Source organism: Candidatus Cloacimonadota bacterium (assembly GCA_019429305.1).
Taxonomy (GTDB): Bacteria; Cloacimonadota; Cloacimonadia; order Cloacimonadales; family JAJBBL01; genus JAHYIR01.
The window spans coordinates 334565-353380 of the sequence record JAHYIR010000001.1 but is presented as its reverse complement, the minus strand read 5'-3'; the positions used below and the strand labels follow the sequence as shown (position 1 = coordinate 353380).

Genomic DNA, 18816 nt, shown 5'->3' with positions numbered 1-18816 from the left:
CATCTATGACGACCTTCGTTGTCGTTTGTCTCTTTACATTCTCGGCGGTTCGGTTATCCGTGACTTTGCCTTTGCCTTGATGATCGGTGTCATTGTCGGTACATATTCCTCAATCTTCGTAGCCAGTCCATTGCTCGTAGAGTTTTTCGGACAGCGTCATCCCGCCAAGAAAGGCATAGCTAAGAAAAAATAATATTTAGAAAGAAAATCACATATAAATGCCGGAAGGGAAGATACAAACCCCTTCCGGCTTTTTCTTTCATGTTGCCAAAACTTTTTTGACTGGAAGCATAAGTAAGATAACCTCTTTATAAAATAGTCGAGGCATCTCATCACTGCTGGGGGTAAAGCAATTATGATCTTGCGTTTCTTAATTTGCATCGGTGATGAGATCTCTCCATTCCGCAAGACTCACATTCGTGACTCTTTCTCCAGTCGAGATGACAAATTGGTTGGAGAGAGAGTTCCATTCGTGACTCTTTCTCCAGTCGAGAAGACAATATATAGTTGTTGTTAAAGAAAGCGGGATGATCTGACATTACTAAAAAAACATAGACAGCAAATGAGGGATTGATTTCTTTGATAAGTAGTGCGCCCGTAGCTCAATTGGATAGAGCATCTGACTTCGGATCAGAGGGTTAGGGGTTCGAGTCCCTTCGGGCGTGCCAGATATTCTTAGTGGAGGAAAGAATGCGACAATTATTGATCATTACTCTTCTGATTAGCGGACTATTTATATCCAATGTTTACAGTCAAATGACTATACCCAGAATGGTGATTCAGGAAGTTTACGATTATCTCGGTAGCTACCCCGATAATATAGTCTATCCCGAAGAGGGATCCATCAAATTCCGTGCTTGGATCACTGATAGACCTGATTATATTCTGACTGATGAGCTTCCCACCTGTCTTGCCGATATGCAGGCAGAGATATTTACCATCCGTTTTAATCTCGGTAATTTTCCCGGTCTGGCAGGTGCTCCTGTTGACTGGAAGCATGGTGAAACAGTAAGAATAGAAGTACTCCATACCCCGACAGGCCGTATAGCTGAAACTGAATTTATCATTGAAGAGGGCTCTTCACCTATATTTAGACTTAATGAAGAAGCTATTGCTTTGCAGAATGCCCCTCAAGAAGAGAGCAAAGAGATCCCTGAGCTATCAGAATAGAAATTTAGTTTATTACTTAGGTGGTTAAGAGAACTTTCCACTAACTACGTCAAATTAATACTGTTTCAAGTGTTTTTATTAGCACTGTATCTGCAAGAATGTAATTAGGATAAATTATCATATAATTCCGACTAAGAGATCTGTTACACTATTCTTTATTTGACAAGCATGACAGGTCGTAAGCATTATAAAAATATTTACAAATTAAACATAATTACTCTAAAAAGAATTAACACTAAAACTTAAAAAAGATTGACATATTTTGCTTCATATATATCTCCTTTATTTAGAGGAGGTTGTTATGAGGTCTATAATACTATTTATAATACTTTTTCCCCCTATCTTGCTCTGTTCTTTATCATTCATCCAATTATCAGATCATGATATACCGGGGGTCTCTCAATCTTCAATCGATTGGGGCGACTATGATAATGACGGGAATCTTGATTTACTTGTAACAGGTGTTACATCTTCAGCTGGACGGATTTCAAGAGTTTATATGAATTCTAGTGATGGGATCCTTACCTATCAAGAAAATATCAGTTTGGTTGATGTAAGTTGGAATTCCGGATTATGGGCTGACTACACTAATAACGGGCATCTTGATATAGTCATAAGCGGTTTAACAAACGAAAGTCAGTTGGTGACAAAAATATTTAATAACAATGGTGATGGTACTTTTACTGAGAACACCGCTGTTAATCTTCCCGGGACTCGAGAAGGTAGTTTAAACTGGGTAGATTTCAACAATAACGGGTGGTTAGATCTGTTTATTACCGGTTATGCTGGCACAGAATTGGGTAATATAGCCAGATTGTATCAGAACAACGGTGATGGCACTTTCACTTGGCGTGAAGAGTTCGAGTTTCCTGGGATTCGTTATTCTGACTCAGTCTGGGGAGATCTAAATAACAATGGATATCCTGACTTAATAATAGCCGGAAGACATGATAATATGAGGATCACCAAATTGTATATCAACAATTTAGGTAACGGTTTTGAATTACAAGATGATTCTGGGCTTCCGGGAGTAGAATCAGGATCACTATCATTAGGAGATTATAATAATGATGGGTTACTTGATATCTTGATTACCGGCACAGAAGTAGGAGTAACCAGGATCAGCCGGGTGTACAAGAATAATGGTGACGGAACTTTTAGTAATATCGCTAATTTTGACGGAGTTGCTTATAGTGATGCTATTTGGGTAGATATCAATAATAATGGTTTACTGGATGTTGCGTATTGTGGAGCCATATCTGGTGTTTCCGGAGTTACTGCGGTTCTTACCGCTAAATTATTCCTTAACAATGGTAATGAAACGTTTAGCGAAGTTACTGATTTTGAACCAACCGGACTTAGTAATTCAACTATCAGCGCAGTTGATATCAATAATAATGGGAAAACAGATCTGATAATCACAGGTATGATTTCCAGTACTGAGAGAGAGTTTAATATATATATGAATCAAATCGATATAGAAAACAGCATTCCGGCTCCACCACAGATCTTGCATACAATAGTTGGAGAAGAGAATGTGACTTTTCAATGGAGTAACGGGTTAGATGCGGAAACACCTCTTAACGGACTGAGTTACAATGTTTGGTTAAAACAATTGAATTCTCCAAATCTACAGTTAATGGCACCGATGGCAGACTTGAACAGTGGATTCAGGAAAGTCGGAAGACCGGGAAATGCTGGATACAGTAATTCTTTTGTTATTACAGGTTTGCCTGACGGACAGTATGAGTGGGCAGTTCAGACCATTGATTCCGCCTATGCCGGTTCAATGTTTTCTGAATGGCAGACTTTTAACTTCCCTGATCAATACTTGCCAGCACCCAGCAATGTTAGTTTAATAAGAGAAGGTTCTGATTTTATTTTGAGTTGGGATATTATTGAAGATGCTAATCATTACAAAATTTATGGTTCGGAAGATCCGTATAGTGAACAATGGGAATATTTAGATATGACTATAGATAATGAGTGGGTTGTTTCAATTTATCATCAGTTGTACTTTTTCCGGGTAGTGGCAGTAGTAGATTAAGAAAGCAAGGAGACTCTCTAAGAGCCTCCTTGCTAAAAACGGTTATTTTAATAGCATCATTTTTCCGGTAAAGTTATCATTAGTTGTCGTTAGGCGGTAGAAATAGATCCCGCTGGTTACTTCGTTCTCTTGATTGTCTCTGCCTGACCAAGCAATCATATGCGTACCGGTGGTGAGATATTCATCGAGAAGGAGAGCGATCTTCTGTCCCTTGATATTGAAGATCTCCAATTTAGTTCTGCCGCTCTGACTGATATTGAACTCGATGGTAGTTTCCGGATTAAAGGGGTTGGGATAGTTACGGGCAGTCAATGGGGCAGGATGCAGTAAATATTCATCATCAACGGAGACTTCACCTATAGAAAGGACCTTAAAATCATCAACGAAGAAAACGAAGGCATAATTAGAGACGCAGTTAAGTGCCATATAGACCGACTGTTCATCATATTCGGAGAGGTCGTAGGTAAATTCAGTCCAGGCAACAGGTGCCTGTACATATTGACCCGGAGTGATAATGGAAAAACTACCTGGATCAGAGTCGGTGGTAGAGATGCCGACACGGAATCTTTCCAGACCATATTGAGAAGTATATGAACGAGCTTTAAAAGTGACTGACGATTCAGTACCGAGCTCGATGAGAGGGGTGATCATCCAGTTATTGGTCTGGGCAGTATCAGAGGAAAAGGATGCAGCCATTTTCTCTCCACTCGGTGGAATGAGATCGGTCATAGGTGGTGTTGTCTGAGAAGGATTAAAGATAATATAAGCCATAGGTTGATATTCCCCAGGGAAGGTTATATTATTAAATCCGTATGTATTAGAGCCATCAATATCTATCAAAGTCCAAGGTGGGAAGTCGGTAACAAAATCGGGATAAGATTCGAAGTTGTCACTCCAGATGATCTGTATGCCGGTGTTGATAGTTACAGTTACAGTATTAGAGGGCTCTGATTCACCTTCATCGTAGTCAGCAGTGACATAATATGTATAAGTGCCGTCAAAGAGGTCTTCGTCTAAGTAGCTGAGGATATCGGGAGAGGGGATCTCGTCAATGAGATTATCATTACGGTATATCTTGTATCCTTGCAGTTCTTGACGGAGCGGTAGAGCTGGTCTTTCTTTCCTGATCGATTCTGAAATATCATAAGACGATATTCTGGTTGCTGGTCCATCACCTTCTCTGATCCAGAGATCCATGAGAAAGTCACCGATTGCCTGCTCGATGAGTGAATAATCAAAGACATTGATCAGATAAGAAGCACCATCCATATCAGAATCGAGATCGAAGACAGGATAAGCATCCATAGGGTCATTCCCCAAAGGTACTAAAAAAATACCGACAGATTCAACTGAGAGTATGCTGTTGAGATAGATGTCGGTTTCCCAGCCATTATTGAGGGTAGTGAACATATCTTCAAAAATAGCCAGGAGAGTACCATCATCCCAATCTATAATATGAATCTCATATTCCCAAGTACCGTTCAAACCCCATGGGGAGTGGCGGAAGTCAAGATATTCCAGTGTAGCTTCCGGATATGCAGTCAGATCGAATACAGTACCGTAGCCGATGACAGATTCCTGATAATAGCCATCAACGGGAGTATTGTCGTGATAAGAGATACGGATCAGATCGGTTGGTGTGTCCCAATTAAGCTGGACATTAACGAGATCGACTACCGTGGCTGTTAAGTTTAATGGTGGAATTAGGTCACGTCTGTCGCCTCTTGGTGGAGGATCGGGGATTGGATGATCAAGCCGGTCAGTTCCTCGACGGGTTATTGATCTTGTTGTTAGTTCAGCACTCAGTAAAGAGAACGTGAGTAAAATTATTATCAATGTTATAATGTTGAGTTGTTTCATATCAACCTCCAAATTTGTCTAATATATCTAAACTCTTATCTTGGACAGTATGTTCAGAGGTCAAGGAAAAAGATATCCACGAATGCATACAACTGATGACTCAGAAAGAAGCTAATGAAAAAGAAGATTAAAATACACTGAAGTTAAAGCAAGTCCCTTGGAAACAATGCAGGAAGGAAGATTAAGAATGTTGAGGTGTGGTGAAGATACAAGGTTAGATCAGTGTGTGTTATTGGTGATATTCAAAGAGGTTGCGGATATCAGCAGGAGACAATTTCTTGATCAAAGATTGGCTTCCTTCAATAACACTGCTGAAGAGGTGCTTTTTTTGCTCCTGCAGGAGCAGGATCTTTTCTTCCACAGTTCCTTTCGTAATAATTTTATAAACGAGGACTTTCTTGGTTTGACCTATGCGGTAGACTCGATCTATGGACTGATCTTCACTCATGGGGTTCCACCAAGGATCAACTATGATAACCGTATCTGCAGCGGTCAGGTTTAATCCGAGACCACCGACTTTGAGGGTGAGAAGAAAGATCCTGACCTGTTCATTATTAGTAAAATGCTCAATTCTTTCCTGTCGGTTAACAGTTTTGCCGTCCATGTACTCATAGATCAAACCTTTTTCTTCCAGCTTTTCTGAGATCAATTTGAGCATCGAAGCAAATTGACTGAAGACAAGAATTTTCCTTCTATTCTCAACAGCGTCCTGTATTAATTCCAACAGCAGCTCCATCTTGCCTGAAACATTTATTTTCTTCAATAACTCATCGTCTATCAGGCCGGGATGATTGCAAATCTGCCTTAAGCGAATGAGGGCAGTCAGAATATTGATATAATCTGTCTTTAACTCTTTATCTTTCTGAAACGAGATCTTTTCTTTCGCCAGAGCAAGTATCTTTAAGTATGTTCTTTCCTGCAGAGGTGTCATCTTATTATAGAAATATTGTTCCTGCTTATCGGGTAGTTCCAAGAGAACTTCGCTTTTCTTTCTTCTCAGGATAAAAGGGGAGATGATCTGGGTTAACTGATCATTTTTCTCGGCAGTATCACCATTATCATCGATAAATTCTTTGCGGAAAGATCGTAAGGGGAGCAGATAACCGGGGAGAAGAAAATCGAAAATAGACCAGAGATCTATCAAATTGTTCTCTATAGGAGTACCCGTGAGAGCCAGACGATATTCCCCCTGTAGTTTTTTAACTGCTTTGCTGCGGAGAGTGAGTGGATTCTTAATATGCTGCGCTTCGTCGAGAATAATGTAGGCATAACTCTGCCGATTAAAATGTTCAATATCCATCTGAACCAATGAATAGGAAACAATGATTATATCACTGGAGTTGTTATCTAACAATTTAACCCTCTCTAGTTTGGAACCTTCATAGATGATATAAGTCAGATTGGGATGAAATTTCTCGATCTCCATTGCCCAGTTGAATAAAAGAGTTTTGGGGCATACCACAAGAGATATCTTTCTTTGTTGATTGGGTTGTTCATGATAGTCTGAAAGGATAGCCAACGATTGCAGAGTTTTTCCCAATCCCATGTCATCAGCTAATAACCCACCTAGATGATATTGTTGCAGCATCTTCAGCCAATAAAATCCGGTCTTCTGATAACTTCGCATAATATTGAAGAGCGCTCTCGGTACTTCTACAGGTTCTTCAGAATGTCTTCTCAACAGATCTCCAAACATTTTGTCCAGATAGGTCTCGCCCTCTAATCTGATAGTGTCGTTTACTTTAGACAATACATAAAGATAGGAAAGATTGTAATTAGAGAGATAGTTTGCTTGTTTCGTTTGTTTACGGGCATTACTGAGGAAGGTGTCAATTCGTGTAAAATTCTCTTTATCGCTGAAAAAGACAAGCCGGTCATCAGCTAATTTCATATATTTTTCCTTTCCTTTGAAAAAGCGGCTCAATTCTTCATGAGTAAAAGTAATTTCTTGGTATTTATAAAAAACCTGATACTCAAACCAATCGATCTTATCAGTTCTATTAACAGATACGATCGGTTTGAGATCCACTCGGTAGATGAATTCCTTTTTCAAGGCATCGTCTAAATCTAAGCTCCAAGCAGCAGGTAGCTTTTCGTAGAGGACCTTTTTCAGGCGGTCTTTACTGATATTAGCAGAGTAGACCAACTGCGAACTATCCGCCATAAGGTCTCTTTGTGGTGTGGGTAAAAGATGGAGAAATTTCTGAATCTCCTGACGAGTATCGAAAGGAATGTAAAACCATTCTTGAACACCCTTATCATCAGTGAAAGCGACTAATTCAGAACTATATAGTATCGATCTAAAGGGGAGTTTCTTAACGTTTGAATAGAGGAGATACCCACTCAGGACTATATCATTTTTATCCTTGATCAGTTTTAGGTTTACCTGTGGTGAAGTGGAATTATATGGTGGGATATCAATATCTTCAGCTATATCTAGATAGCATTTGCTCAACCCGGTCTGTTTAGCGACTATAGAAGCGAAGTAAACCAGATCCTGTTCGGGAAACTGATAACCACCTCTGAAAATCTGATAGGAGATCTCCTTATAAAAAGGGAGTTGCACTTTATAGACAACATTTTCGACAAAAATGTAGATCTCGTTACCCATATAGAAATTCGAGTAAAAGATACCAGGAGCTACTTTGATCGTATAAAATGAATCCCGGCTTTTATTGATCCGTAAAGTCAGAGGGAGTACTTCATCAGAAAAGATTAATTGTTCTCCAGTCTCTTTGATCATTACCTTAGACTGCAGATCTTTCAGAAAAGGGAACACCTTGATAAAGTCCTCTTTATAGATAGTAAAGTATTTGTATTTGTTGCTGTAAGAGCATTTGATATTTTGGAGTAGATGCAGAAGAGCCAATTCGCTGTCATTAAAAGCAGATGTTTGTTCTTTAAGCAACTTGTTATCCATTTTGTCAGCTTGCCTGGACTTAATACCAGCTGTTTTCTGCCTTTTCTTAATTGTATCGAAGAGCAACTTATTAGTGCTGAAAAGAGCGATCAATCGGAGATCAACATCTTCGTACCCGGAGAAATGAAATCTGATCTTATCCGATTCTTCATTATAGATATCTTCGATCAGTATCTTACCATTTAGTGTCTTTAATTGCCAATAAGTATTGTAAGCTAGAAATCTGTTGCTGTAAACAACTAATTCATTATCGATCTGAAGAGTACCTACAGAATTTTTTGCGCTTTGATCTTTGGTTTTTGCCGAAGTTGTAAGGTATCGATAAGCATAATCTAGAATCGTCAAATAATGATTACAGCTTTCATTATCAGGACAACTGAGGCAGGCATGTTCAACGATCTCTTCCTTGGCAGGATCATATTTTAGTACCAGCTCTTCCGGCATATACTTCTTCTTTTCCGGATCTGCATAAAACCTTATAATTAGTTGACCTTGTTCATTCTTTACAGCTTGATAATGTAGATCACCTTCCAATAATGGTAAGAGCTTACTCTTGAAATACCAAGTATTAGATAACTCATGATATTCTTTACTGAACAACTTCGCCATAGATCACGACCTAATAATAATTAAACAGGTATTTTTAAATGATAAGCCGAAAGATGTCAAATGATTTCTGAACTATGAGAAAGTTTCGCTGTTATTTGATCAAAAGTTCATTAAATTCCTGAAGCATTTGATTGTGCAGGGCTGAATTAGTGACCAGAATGTTGTCAGAAGTAAATAGGTGATCTATTCCGTACAAATCGGTAATTTTACCACCAGCCTCCTCGACTATCAATATACCGGCAGCAACATCCCAGGGGTTAAGATACCATTCCCAGAAACCATCGAAGACACCTTTAGCTACGTAGCAGAGATCAAGAGCGGCACTACCGGGTCTCCTAATGCCATGGCATTTGCTCTGGAAATGTTCAAAAAATCGGATGTTGTTTTCGGAAGCAGTCTTGAAGTTATAGGCAAAACCGGTAGCCAAAAGAGCTTCGGAGAGTCTTTGAACTTTTGAAACCCTTATGCATTTACCGTTTAAGAAAGAACCTTCATTTCTTGTTGCTGCGAAGAATTCATTCATAAAGGGGTTATAGACAAAGCCGTGGGTTAACTCTCCTGAGATCTGTAAAGCAACAGAAATGGCAACAAAAGGGAAACCGTGTACAAAATTGGTCGTGCCGTCTATCGGATCAATAATCCATAGTTTCTCGGTATCTTTAAGTTTCGGATCGGTCTCTTCAGCTAAAAAAACAGAGCCCGGTAAGATACGACTAAGCTCTTCCTTTAAAAAATTTTCTATTTCTGTATCGAGTTGAGTGACCAGATCAGAATCGGTAGATTTAGTCCGGACAGAGATTTTATCACTGTCGCCAATCGTCTCTTTGAGCATTTTGCCGGCTGTAAGGATAATCTTTCGGGTTTTAAGATGGAGTTCTGACAATGGACTATACCCCTGTTCTAAGAGATCTGAGTGTTTGCAGATTAACAATATCCATCTCGTCATTATCACCTTTGGGAGTCTCCAGGATCATTGGTATTTTCTTGAATCTATTGTCATTCATCAATTTTCTGAACGGTTCCAAACCCAACTCCCCTTTTCCAATATGCTCATGACGGTCAACTCTTGCTGCTAATCCTTTTTTGGTATCATTGAGATGGAATGCCTTTAGTTTATCTATACCGATAGCATTTTCAAATTCAGTGAATACTACGTCATATTTGTCTTTTAAATCATAACCTGCTGCAAAGGTATGACAGGTATCGAAGCAGACAGCCAGATTTTCTTGAAACCTGGAATTCTTCATCAGATAGGCCAGCTGCTCGAATTTGTATCCGAGGTTGGTTCCCTGTCCCGCGGTTGTTTCGAGAAGTATGACTGTTTTCAGGTCTTTAAACCTGTCTATTGTCAGATCAATGTTGGAGATGATCCTGTTTAACCCCCATTCTTCTGTTTGATCAAGATATGAACCGGGGTGGATGACCAGATAAGGTATTTTAAAAAGCTCGCATAACTGCAGTTCTTCATAAAAAGCTCTGATCGATTTCTCTTCCTTCTCCGGGTCATTGCTGCAGAGATTGATCAAATATCGGCTATGAGCCATAATGCTGAATGGTTTATATTCTTCTCTTAATTGAAAAAAACTCTCTAACTCTTGTGGTTTGGGTTGTCTCGTTGACCATTGGTTCTGGTTGGTAACGAAGATCTGAATAGCATTGGCAGTTACCTGCTTGGCTCTTTCAAAGATCAATTCAATACCATTGGCGATCGAGATATGGGCACCTAAATTCATTCTTTGCTCCTTGATCTCATGAATTCTTTTACTGCATCGACAAAATACTGATTATCGGATTCAGAACTGATAGAAACCCGCAGATGATTCGCTAATAAGGGGAGTTTATGCATGCTGCGTACTGAGACATCCTGCTTGCTTAGATAGTCAAACAATTCCATGGTATCTATGCCCATAGTAAAGATCAGGAAATTTGTCTCTGAAGGATAGACAGTAATTCCTTTAATTGATGCCAGGTTGTTATAGAGAATTTGTCTTAACTTGATCACACGTTTAGTATGTTCGAGAAATTTATCCTTGTTTTCCAGTAGTGTATAGGCGAATGTTTGAATGAGTAAACTCAAGTTAAAAGCTGTGAATACCTTGCCTATTTCTTTAATGTTTTTTGCTGAGGAGATCATATAGCCGAATCTTAAACCGGCAACAGAGAATGACTTAGAAAAAGAACGGACTATGATCAGATTCTTAAAGTCAGATAGATGATTGACAAATGTCTTACCGCTGAATTCGAAGTAGGTCTCATCGATCAATACTGGGACCTTGGCTTTTTTCAGGATATGGATAATTTTCTTCTCGTCGAAGAGATTACCTGTTGGATTATTGGGATAGCAGATAATGATCAGACGGCAATTAGGGTCATCGGCACTTTTTAGATATTCATCCGGCGAGAAATCAAAATCCCTGTTGAGTTCGTGGGTTTTAAAACCGAGTCCGACAGCAGAGCAATAGCTTTTATAATCGAAATATGAGGGGGCTAAAGAGAGAGCAAAATTATCGGCATTGTCTCGTACTGCCAGAAATAGATAATACAACATCTGATCAGCACCATTACCCATCAAGATCTGATCCGCATCAATATTATATCCGATATATTCGAGCAGCATTTCGGACAGCTTATTGCTTATATCACTGAGGTAGCGGTTAAGAGAGACCGAACCAAGATTGCTGATAAAAGCCTCTTTGATGACTCCGAGCGGATTGAGTGAACTCTCGTTGAGAGACATCATTATTCTTTTGCGAGGAACTTCTACTTTTACCGCTTCTTTCTCTTCCAGATCTTTACGGTATAGATACATTACTCTACTCCTTGTTCTAATTCATTCTATAATAATGGTGAAAATAGGCGGTTAAATGATTCTTTAGCGCGATTAAGATAGTTTCTCTTCATATATTCTTCTAATTTTATTTTGGTACTGTTTTGCAGGTCTTCTTCAAAAACATAGTTTAATCTATTAGTTAGCTCTTTGCTGAACAAGAAGGCATTAACCTCCAGGTTATGTAAAAAACTGCGTATATCCATATTGGCTGAACCGATAGATGAAAAGATACCGTCAACTGTGATATATTTAGAGTGAATAAACCCATTTTGGTATTCATAGATCTCTACTCCAGTTTCCATCAGTTCTTGGAAATAAGAACGGGCAGCCCAAAAAACCAGATGATGATCTGGCTTACAGGGGACAATGAGCCGTACTCTGACACCACTGAGAGCAGATACCTTGATCGCGGTTAACATACTTTCATTGAGTATCAGATAGGGAGTGACAATATTTATCTCTGTAGTAGCTAAGGTAATCATAGCAAAATAACCTTGCATAATGCTTTCCCAGTCGGAGTCAGGACCACTTGTTATAATCTGCACGGGATTGGTGTCATCGATATGTTGTTCTCGGAAATAATTGTCATTCAAGAGATTTTCACCGGTAGTGAACGACCAGTCATTGTTAAATATCGCCTGGAGAGAATGAACTGCTTCTCCTTCTATCTTCAACTGTGTATCGCGCCAGAAGCCGTAATATTTGTCTTTATGCATATATCTGTCTGCAATATTAATCCCCCCGAGAAAACCTGTCTTACCATCAACGATTGTAATTTTCCTGTGGTTTCGGTAGTTCCATTTACTGCTAATAAAGGGGAAATCAACAGGGGTGAAGCCAGCTGTTTTTATACCACCTTTCTCTAAGAGGCGAATATATTTACCACTGATATTCCAGCTCCCGACAGAATCATAAAGCAAACGAACCTGAACTTTTTCAGCAGCTTTTTTTAAGAGCAAGTCTTTTAGTTTTTCTCCGGTTTCGTCACTTTTAATGATGAAAAATTCCAAATGAACACTCTCTTTTGCTCCCTCTATTGCCTCGAAAATAGCATTGATTGCCTGTTCACCGTCAGTATAGACATCTAATCTGTTCTTATAAGTTAGAAATGCCTTATTATTATTCTCCAATAGCTTTGTGATCAGAGCTATTGCAGGTTCTTTCATACTTTCTGCAGTTGTGTTATAAGGATGATCGAGATTAATTTCGTCTATCTTTCTTAACTTTTCATAATCACTATATTCTTTATGAGCATAGATCTTTTTCTTGCGGAAGTTTCTTCCAAAGATCAGATACATTATAAACCCTACTATCGGTAAGAAGACGAGCAGTAATATCCAGGCGAGGGTCTTGGAAGGACTACGGTTCTCCATGATCAAGACGATGATGACTGTGAAGATCGTTATACCCCAGATGACATTGATTATCGAGGCGATGAGCTCTTTTTTCCCCAGATTTTCTTCTAAATAGAGATAGTAGAAAACAAGTAAAACTATGATGATAAAGAGTATTACTATTTTCTTGATCGGCATTCGCATCGGTAAAACCTTAAACTATTTTCTACGAGATAACTTCTATTAGGATATCAGCTAATTTACGTTTCGGGACATGATGGATCTGATCCTTATCACGCCAATACTTGATATTTCCCGAAGTTTCTGCTGTTTCTATTATTATGTGTTCTTTTGGTTTGCCTAAAGCAATAACAACTATTATTTCCATGTTTGACGGAATATTGATCTCCTGCTGTAACCTCTCCTTATCGACTGAGGCAAAAATACAACCACCTAAACCCTTATCAACAGCACCTAAAAGTATAGTTTGAGCTGCTATTCCACCGTCAAAATGATGAAATTTGGGAAATTCCTTGTCACCGAGCATAACAATATAGGCAGATGGCTTTTCACCCTCTTCCGGACCTTCCCAATCTGGCAAATATCCTGCCCAACGTAAACAGGAAAAGATCCGCTCATTTGCCTCCTTCTCACTAACGATGATATATCTCAAAGGTTGTAAATTGGCGGCAGATGCAGACAATCTGGCATTATCAATCAATTCGATTAATAGATCTGCAGATATATTGTAATCTTGATAAAAACGACGATAACTACGGTTCGCTATAACGAGATCCTTAAACATTACCTTTCCTTTATAAGTTACTTAATTAAAATCAATTCCACGCTTTTAAGCTAATTCTGTCAAACCATTTCGATTTTGACGAGTATCTTCAGAAGATTTACAAGCGATTATTTGTAGATACTCTAAGGAAGTATAGCAAGCTTAAAAATAATTAACCACTGAGACACAGAGTACACAGAGGAAAAAGAGACACGGAGAAAGCTTTGAACGCCCCAGCGGAAGAATAAGCAAGGCTACTGGGAGAATAGCTGCGAAGAAATGAGAAACACGGAGGCACGGAGTACACAGAGGAAAAAAGGATAGAAGATACAATACATTGTGAATCCTATGTTACGATATATGTAACACAGGCATTCTTGTGGTAGTCTTCTTGCTTCTCAACCGTGGGTGCACTAAACAGCTTTGTATCATCTGTTGTTGATTTTTCCCATTGCTATTTCAACCGCTGGAGCTTCTGTGTTAATCTTTTTTTAATCTGTGTTTATCTGTGGTTAATGCTTGCTTTGCTTCCAATGGATTTGCTATAATTTAATCCTTTGATACATTCTGCTGCTAACATTAGCAAGAAGTAATCAGCAGAACACTCAGGATGACATTGTTTCTTAATAACAATTAACTTTTTCTTCCTGCCTGTCCTTCCGCTGGAGCGTCATATTTATCCTTTTTTTCTCATTTTTCTCTTTTTTTCTCTGTGTCTCTGTGTCTCCGTGGTTAAATTCTTGCTATTCCTTCCACCGGATTTGTCCTCTTTCGAGCTATCTCACCCTCTCATGATCAGAATCTCCAGATCAGTCCACCCTTGAAGAATAAGGGTTCTGTTGGTATCTGATTAGTTACAACCGGATTATCGAAATACTGAGGATCGGTAAGCTCGTATTTTCTATATGATTGATCTAAAAGATTATTGACACTCACTTCAGCAGTTAGGTTATCTATTATTTTCTTACGTGCCGTGAAAGAAAGTAACAGAGCGTCTTTCATAGCTACGTCAATCAGGTTCTTCCTTTTTCCGATATAGATAAGATCACTCCAAATTTGCCAATCAACGGCATACCAGCCAATAGTAGTCTTATTCTGCCATTGAGGGATAAATGGGATATCTTCATTATAACTGAAATACTCGAAGCTGTTTCTGAGCAGAATATCTTTTATATGATATGCCAGAACTAGCGATAATTGCTGTTCCATGAGATCTGTGTTATTCTGAGCGAAAAGGTATTGCTCTGTTGATTCCGAATAATAGAGATAATCTTTATGCCATCTGATCTTATAAGCCAGAGAGAGGGGAAGCCAGCGATCATTTTCAAAAGTCAGAGAAGCATTAAGAGGATTTTTTACGATCCGTTTATTAACCTTCAATTCCTGATCTGGGTTATCGAGCAGGAAATCAGAGCGGTTTCTTGTATCTATTTGCGGTTCATTAGCGAGGAATATGCGGGAATATGAGTTTAAGTCGTACTTGAATTGAAACCCGATTGAGGGGAAGAGGGCATATCTGTCAGCGATTAAATGCAGACTAATATTGTCGAGCAGGAAAAAATCCTCTATTCTCACGCCGGCATTAAGACCCGGTGAAGTTTGCTTTACCAGAATTATCTCTATTGGTATCGATAATTCTGCTTCTTCCAGAGGAAAAGTCATTCTGGTATGAAGATCGATATCAGTAATCTTAGTAGTAATTCCAGGTAGATCATTTTCGCCATTATAATAAGGCAGAACTTGTTTATAGTCCTTATAGGAGATGTTTAAATAAACATTCCTAATATCGATAGGATTTATAACGGCTCGATCTGTCTCCAATGTGAGAGAAAAACCTAATTCTTCTGTTCTGTTAATAGATTCTGTTTGTAAATCAGTTTGCTGTTCAAATAAGTAATATGAGGTCTCAAGATCAAATGCTATACTTTTATAGGATGGTGACCAACCGGCAAAGAAAGAGCGTCTGATCCTGTTTTTGTCATTTTGGCGATTTTGAAATCCTGCGTAGAAAGATAACCAGTTGTTACGGGGATTGTCATACAATCCAAGGAAGTTAAGATAATAGGTATTTCCACCGTGTAAGGAGATCAGTCCATCGTAACGTTTGATCTTCTCCTGATAAGGGATCATTGATTCGGGGGTAAGAAAGGGTTCATATTCGAATCTTTTCAGGGAATGCAGGTTCCAGAATGGTCTCAGTCGCTCCTCAAGTGAGATAGTATCAAGCAATTTTTCCGTTTCACCGAGGATTATAATATCGGGCAGTTTAATTTCATCTTCCGGTGCCTGAGCAAAAATCTGACTTAAAGGTAATAAAAAGAACATAATAACTATTGTGATCAGCAGTCTCATTTATCAACCCTCCACCAATTTTCTGAGTTCTTCTCGCTTTTCAGGATCAAGACTGTTTCTTATAGCGTCAAAAAGCTTTTGTGCATTATCTTTATCGTTGATTTCCATATAAGCTTGAATAGCCAGAATTTCAGCTTCCAATCGTACATCTTCGATTCTGGGGAAGAGGTATCTAACTCTCAATAGTTCCGGGATAGCTTCGTTAATATTTCCAGTTTTATAAAGATGAACCCCTTTGTAATACTGAGCTTTTGCCTTAATGGGTTCAAAGCTGCTTTGCAGGAGAGTATCTATGGTTTGGCGAGCTTCCTGATAACGGTTATTCTGCATATTCCATTCAATGAAGAGCAGCATTGCCTGTTCTCTTTCAGCTCCTCTGGCAAAACTGAGATACCGGTCATAATCTCTACGGAATTGTTGGTCGTTGAGTTTTACGGAGAGTGTCAAAATATCTAACCAGATCTGGCTTTCGTTGGTCAATTGTGTTGCCTGTTGCAACTTCTGCAGGGCTGAGGTGCTATCTTGTTGTGCTAAATCTAACCGTGACCAGGCATATAGTACCTGTGGATCTGTTTTTTCTCTGTGTAAAGCACTGAAAATTCTTTCTGCGTCATTAAATTGATTTAGATTGGTATGGGCTATAGCCATCAAGCGACGATATTCATAAATGTTCGGGGCTGCAGGAGACAGTTGTTCAATAAAACGGGCAGTATTGATCACTTCATTCCATTGTCTCTGGGAGTAGTAGTATTTTATTTTACGGTCATAGAGGAGTAGCACAAAATCAGTCGGACTATCGGGTCTGATTGATTCATTTATCAGAGCAACAAAATCTACACGTTCACTTTGCAGTGCTGACCATTCTAAGCCATTCAGACTGTTGATCAGAATAGCTCTTTCTCTCTCGGGAGAGATTAACTCCTGATATTTATCTGCAGCAGTAACGTAATCCTTCAAGTTGTAGTAAGAATCGGCGATATGAAGTTTTGCCTGATAAAAATCCCGACCGTAAGGATATTCGTCAATATACCTTTGATATTGTTCAATAGCACCTCGATAATCTTCAGCAGTAAAAGCAGCAGCAGCAGCCATCAATATATACTGTTCATCAGGAGCTCTGTCGTGGAGACGACGATAAAGATTTGTAGCTTCACGGTATTCTTTAAGTTGGTAGAGAGTTCTAGCCTGTCTCAAAACAGCATCTACCCATTGTTTGTCGGTAGTGCTATGGCTTGATGCGTTATCGAAACTCCTCAGAGCGCTTAGATAATTGCCTCTGGCGAAATGAATGTTACCGGTAATGATGTTCTTTTCATAGAGAAAATCTGGTGTATCGGGTACATTACTTAAGTTAGTCAAAGCTCTATCATAATTACCCTGCAAGAAATTGACCTGTGCTAATCTAATCCAAAGCAGGTTACGATCATCAAAACCGGGCATTGCTGCCTGATATTTGTTCATGGCAATATCATACTGGCGGCTTTCTGAAAATATTTCACCCTGATAGAAAAGAGCCATGCTCAAGCGGGTTGAATCAGGATGTTCATTAACCAACCTCTCGAATTGGACGAGTGCTCTCGGATAGTCATTTCTTTCATAATAAAATAGACCGGTCTTAAACAGTGCTTCATCAACAAAACTACCTTCAGGATATTTTGTCAGATATTCATCGAATCCATCTCTTGCCAGTTGATTATTCCGCAACTGGAAATTAGATTCGGCTGTCAGATAAAGAGTTCTTTCTTCAAATTCAGGCACAATACCGAGTTCTTTTGCTCTCTGAAATCCTGTAATTGCTTCATTGAAGTGATCTCGCCGGAAATTATTGAGAGCGATCTGATAATAAGCAGTTCCAATAAAGGGATGCTGAGGGTTCTGTTCGATAAATTGGTGTAGCATAGTATTTGCATTTTCAATATTTTCTCTTCCTCGCAAGCTCGCTAAGAAGAAGAAACTATTGGTACGAATTTCCAAATTTGCTGCTTCATTGCTCAATTCAGTGAAGAGATGCTCGGCTATAGAGAGATTATCCATACTCATATTACAGAGTGCAATGAGATATTTTGCTCTTTCAATAGGTCTCTTTATTGTTGTTAACCTATCTATAGCACTATCATAATATCCCAACTCATACTTTGCTTCTCCTAAAACAAGCAGGTAATCGTCATGGTATTGCGATGATTTCGGAATATAGTCATAAGCATAGGCAATAACAGTGTCATAATCGCCAAGTTTTAGCATCTGGTTGAGATAGAGTACTATCATTTGATAGAAATACTCATTTCTCGTTTCCCCTGAGAGATAATGATCCAATAATCTCGCTACAGATTCATTATCTCCCAAGGCAAGCTCTGTTTCAACTTTGGCGATCTTGATCTGCCAATCAGTAGAATGCTGCTCAGCAGTATTAAGGTGATTAAGAGAAGCTTGCAGATTCCCTCTTTGATATTCAATGCGTCCTAGAAAATAATGTGCTTTCCAGATAGACCTGTGTTGCCTGAATTCCCTGGTGAAACGCAAAAAAGTACTATGTGACTTATCTGTCTGGTTAGTAAAGAAATAAGTTTGGGCTAAACCTAAAACTATATCCGGTCTGATAACCGGGTCAGTAGTGGTTGCATGAAGTTGTTCAAAAAGCTCCTTTGCTTGCTGGTAACTCCGTTCTTTGAGATAGATGTTAGCCAACAGGAAACGAGCATTTTCAATAAAATTACTATCCGGATATTGATTAAGGAATTTTTGGAGCTCAACCTTTGCCAGTGAGTAGTTCTGATCAGAATATAAACCTAAAGCAAAGCGAAAATCGTCAAGCTCACCGGAGTATATAACTGCTATTCCTAAAATCAAGATTGCGATCAAAAACAATTTCTTCATAGAATCCTCATCTATTAAATACTTAGTTTTTATACA

At 38.9% G+C, this 18816-nt stretch carries 12 protein-coding genes and 1 tRNA gene; 4 read left to right on the top strand and 9 right to left on the bottom strand.

Annotated features, from left to right (window positions below; genetic code table 11):
- The 4 genes from K0B81_01385 to K0B81_01370 all read left to right on the top strand — a co-directional run.
- A partial coding sequence (locus tag K0B81_01385) for a hypothetical protein (GenBank protein MBW6515252.1) occupies positions 1 to 193 on the top strand: 193 nt, incomplete at its 5' end.
- A gap of 398 nt (positions 194 to 591) precedes the next feature.
- A tRNA-Arg gene (locus K0B81_01380) sits at positions 592 to 668 on the top strand.
- Between the two features lie 22 nt (positions 669 to 690).
- Positions 691 to 1170: a hypothetical protein gene (locus K0B81_01375; GenBank protein MBW6515251.1), complete on the top strand. Its 480-nt coding sequence runs from the start codon at positions 691 to 693 to the stop codon at positions 1168 to 1170.
- Positions 1171 to 1471: 301 nt separating this feature from the next.
- On the top strand, positions 1472 to 3217 hold the full coding sequence (locus K0B81_01370) for a VCBS repeat-containing protein (protein ID MBW6515250.1): 1746 nt from the start codon (positions 1472 to 1474) through the stop codon (positions 3215 to 3217).
- A 42-nt stretch (positions 3218 to 3259) separates the two neighbouring features.
- Here K0B81_01370 and K0B81_01365 read toward each other — a convergent pair whose 3' ends face one another.
- From K0B81_01365 to K0B81_01325, 9 genes are all read right to left on the bottom strand, one after another.
- Positions 3260 to 5077: a choice-of-anchor J domain-containing protein gene (locus K0B81_01365; GenBank protein ID MBW6515249.1), complete on the bottom strand. Its 1818-nt coding sequence runs from the start codon at positions 5075 to 5077 to the stop codon at positions 3260 to 3262.
- A 229-nt stretch (positions 5078 to 5306) separates the two neighbouring features.
- Entirely contained in the window at positions 5307 to 8606 is a 3300-nt protein-coding gene (locus tag K0B81_01360) for a DEAD/DEAH box helicase (GenBank protein MBW6515248.1), read from the bottom strand.
- A 91-nt stretch (positions 8607 to 8697) separates the two neighbouring features.
- A complete protein-coding gene (locus K0B81_01355; protein ID MBW6515247.1) occupies positions 8698 to 9552 on the bottom strand; it encodes an inositol monophosphatase in 855 nt (284 codons plus the stop codon).
- Positions 9494 to 10339: a deoxyribonuclease IV gene (locus K0B81_01350; protein MBW6515246.1), complete on the bottom strand. Its 846-nt coding sequence runs from the start codon at positions 10337 to 10339 to the stop codon at positions 9494 to 9496. The genes K0B81_01355 and K0B81_01350 overlap by 59 nt, the downstream gene beginning before the upstream one ends.
- A complete protein-coding gene (locus K0B81_01345) occupies positions 10336 to 11415 on the bottom strand; it encodes a histidinol-phosphate aminotransferase family protein (protein ID MBW6515245.1) in 1080 nt (359 codons plus the stop codon). The genes K0B81_01350 and K0B81_01345 overlap by 4 nt, the downstream gene beginning before the upstream one ends.
- A 26-nt stretch (positions 11416 to 11441) precedes the next feature.
- Entirely contained in the window at positions 11442 to 12968 is a 1527-nt protein-coding gene (cls, locus tag K0B81_01340) for a cardiolipin synthase (protein ID MBW6515244.1), read from the bottom strand.
- A gap of 28 nt (positions 12969 to 12996) precedes the next feature.
- The gene (locus tag K0B81_01335) at positions 12997 to 13575 is read right to left on the bottom strand and encodes a nitroreductase family protein (protein MBW6515243.1); all 579 of its coding nucleotides are present in this window, start codon (positions 13573 to 13575) and stop codon (positions 12997 to 12999) included.
- Positions 13576 to 14349: 774 nt separating this feature from the next.
- Positions 14350 to 15906, bottom strand: coding sequence for a TonB-dependent receptor (locus K0B81_01330; protein MBW6515242.1), 1557 nt, complete (start codon positions 15904 to 15906; stop codon positions 14350 to 14352).
- Positions 15907 to 15909: 3 nt separating this feature from the next.
- Positions 15910 to 18780 carry a tetratricopeptide repeat protein gene (locus K0B81_01325; GenBank protein MBW6515241.1) on the bottom strand — a complete coding sequence of 957 codons (2871 nt, stop codon included), beginning with the start codon at positions 18778 to 18780 and terminating at the stop codon, positions 15910 to 15912.
- Between the last annotated feature and the right edge of the window lie 36 nt (positions 18781 to 18816).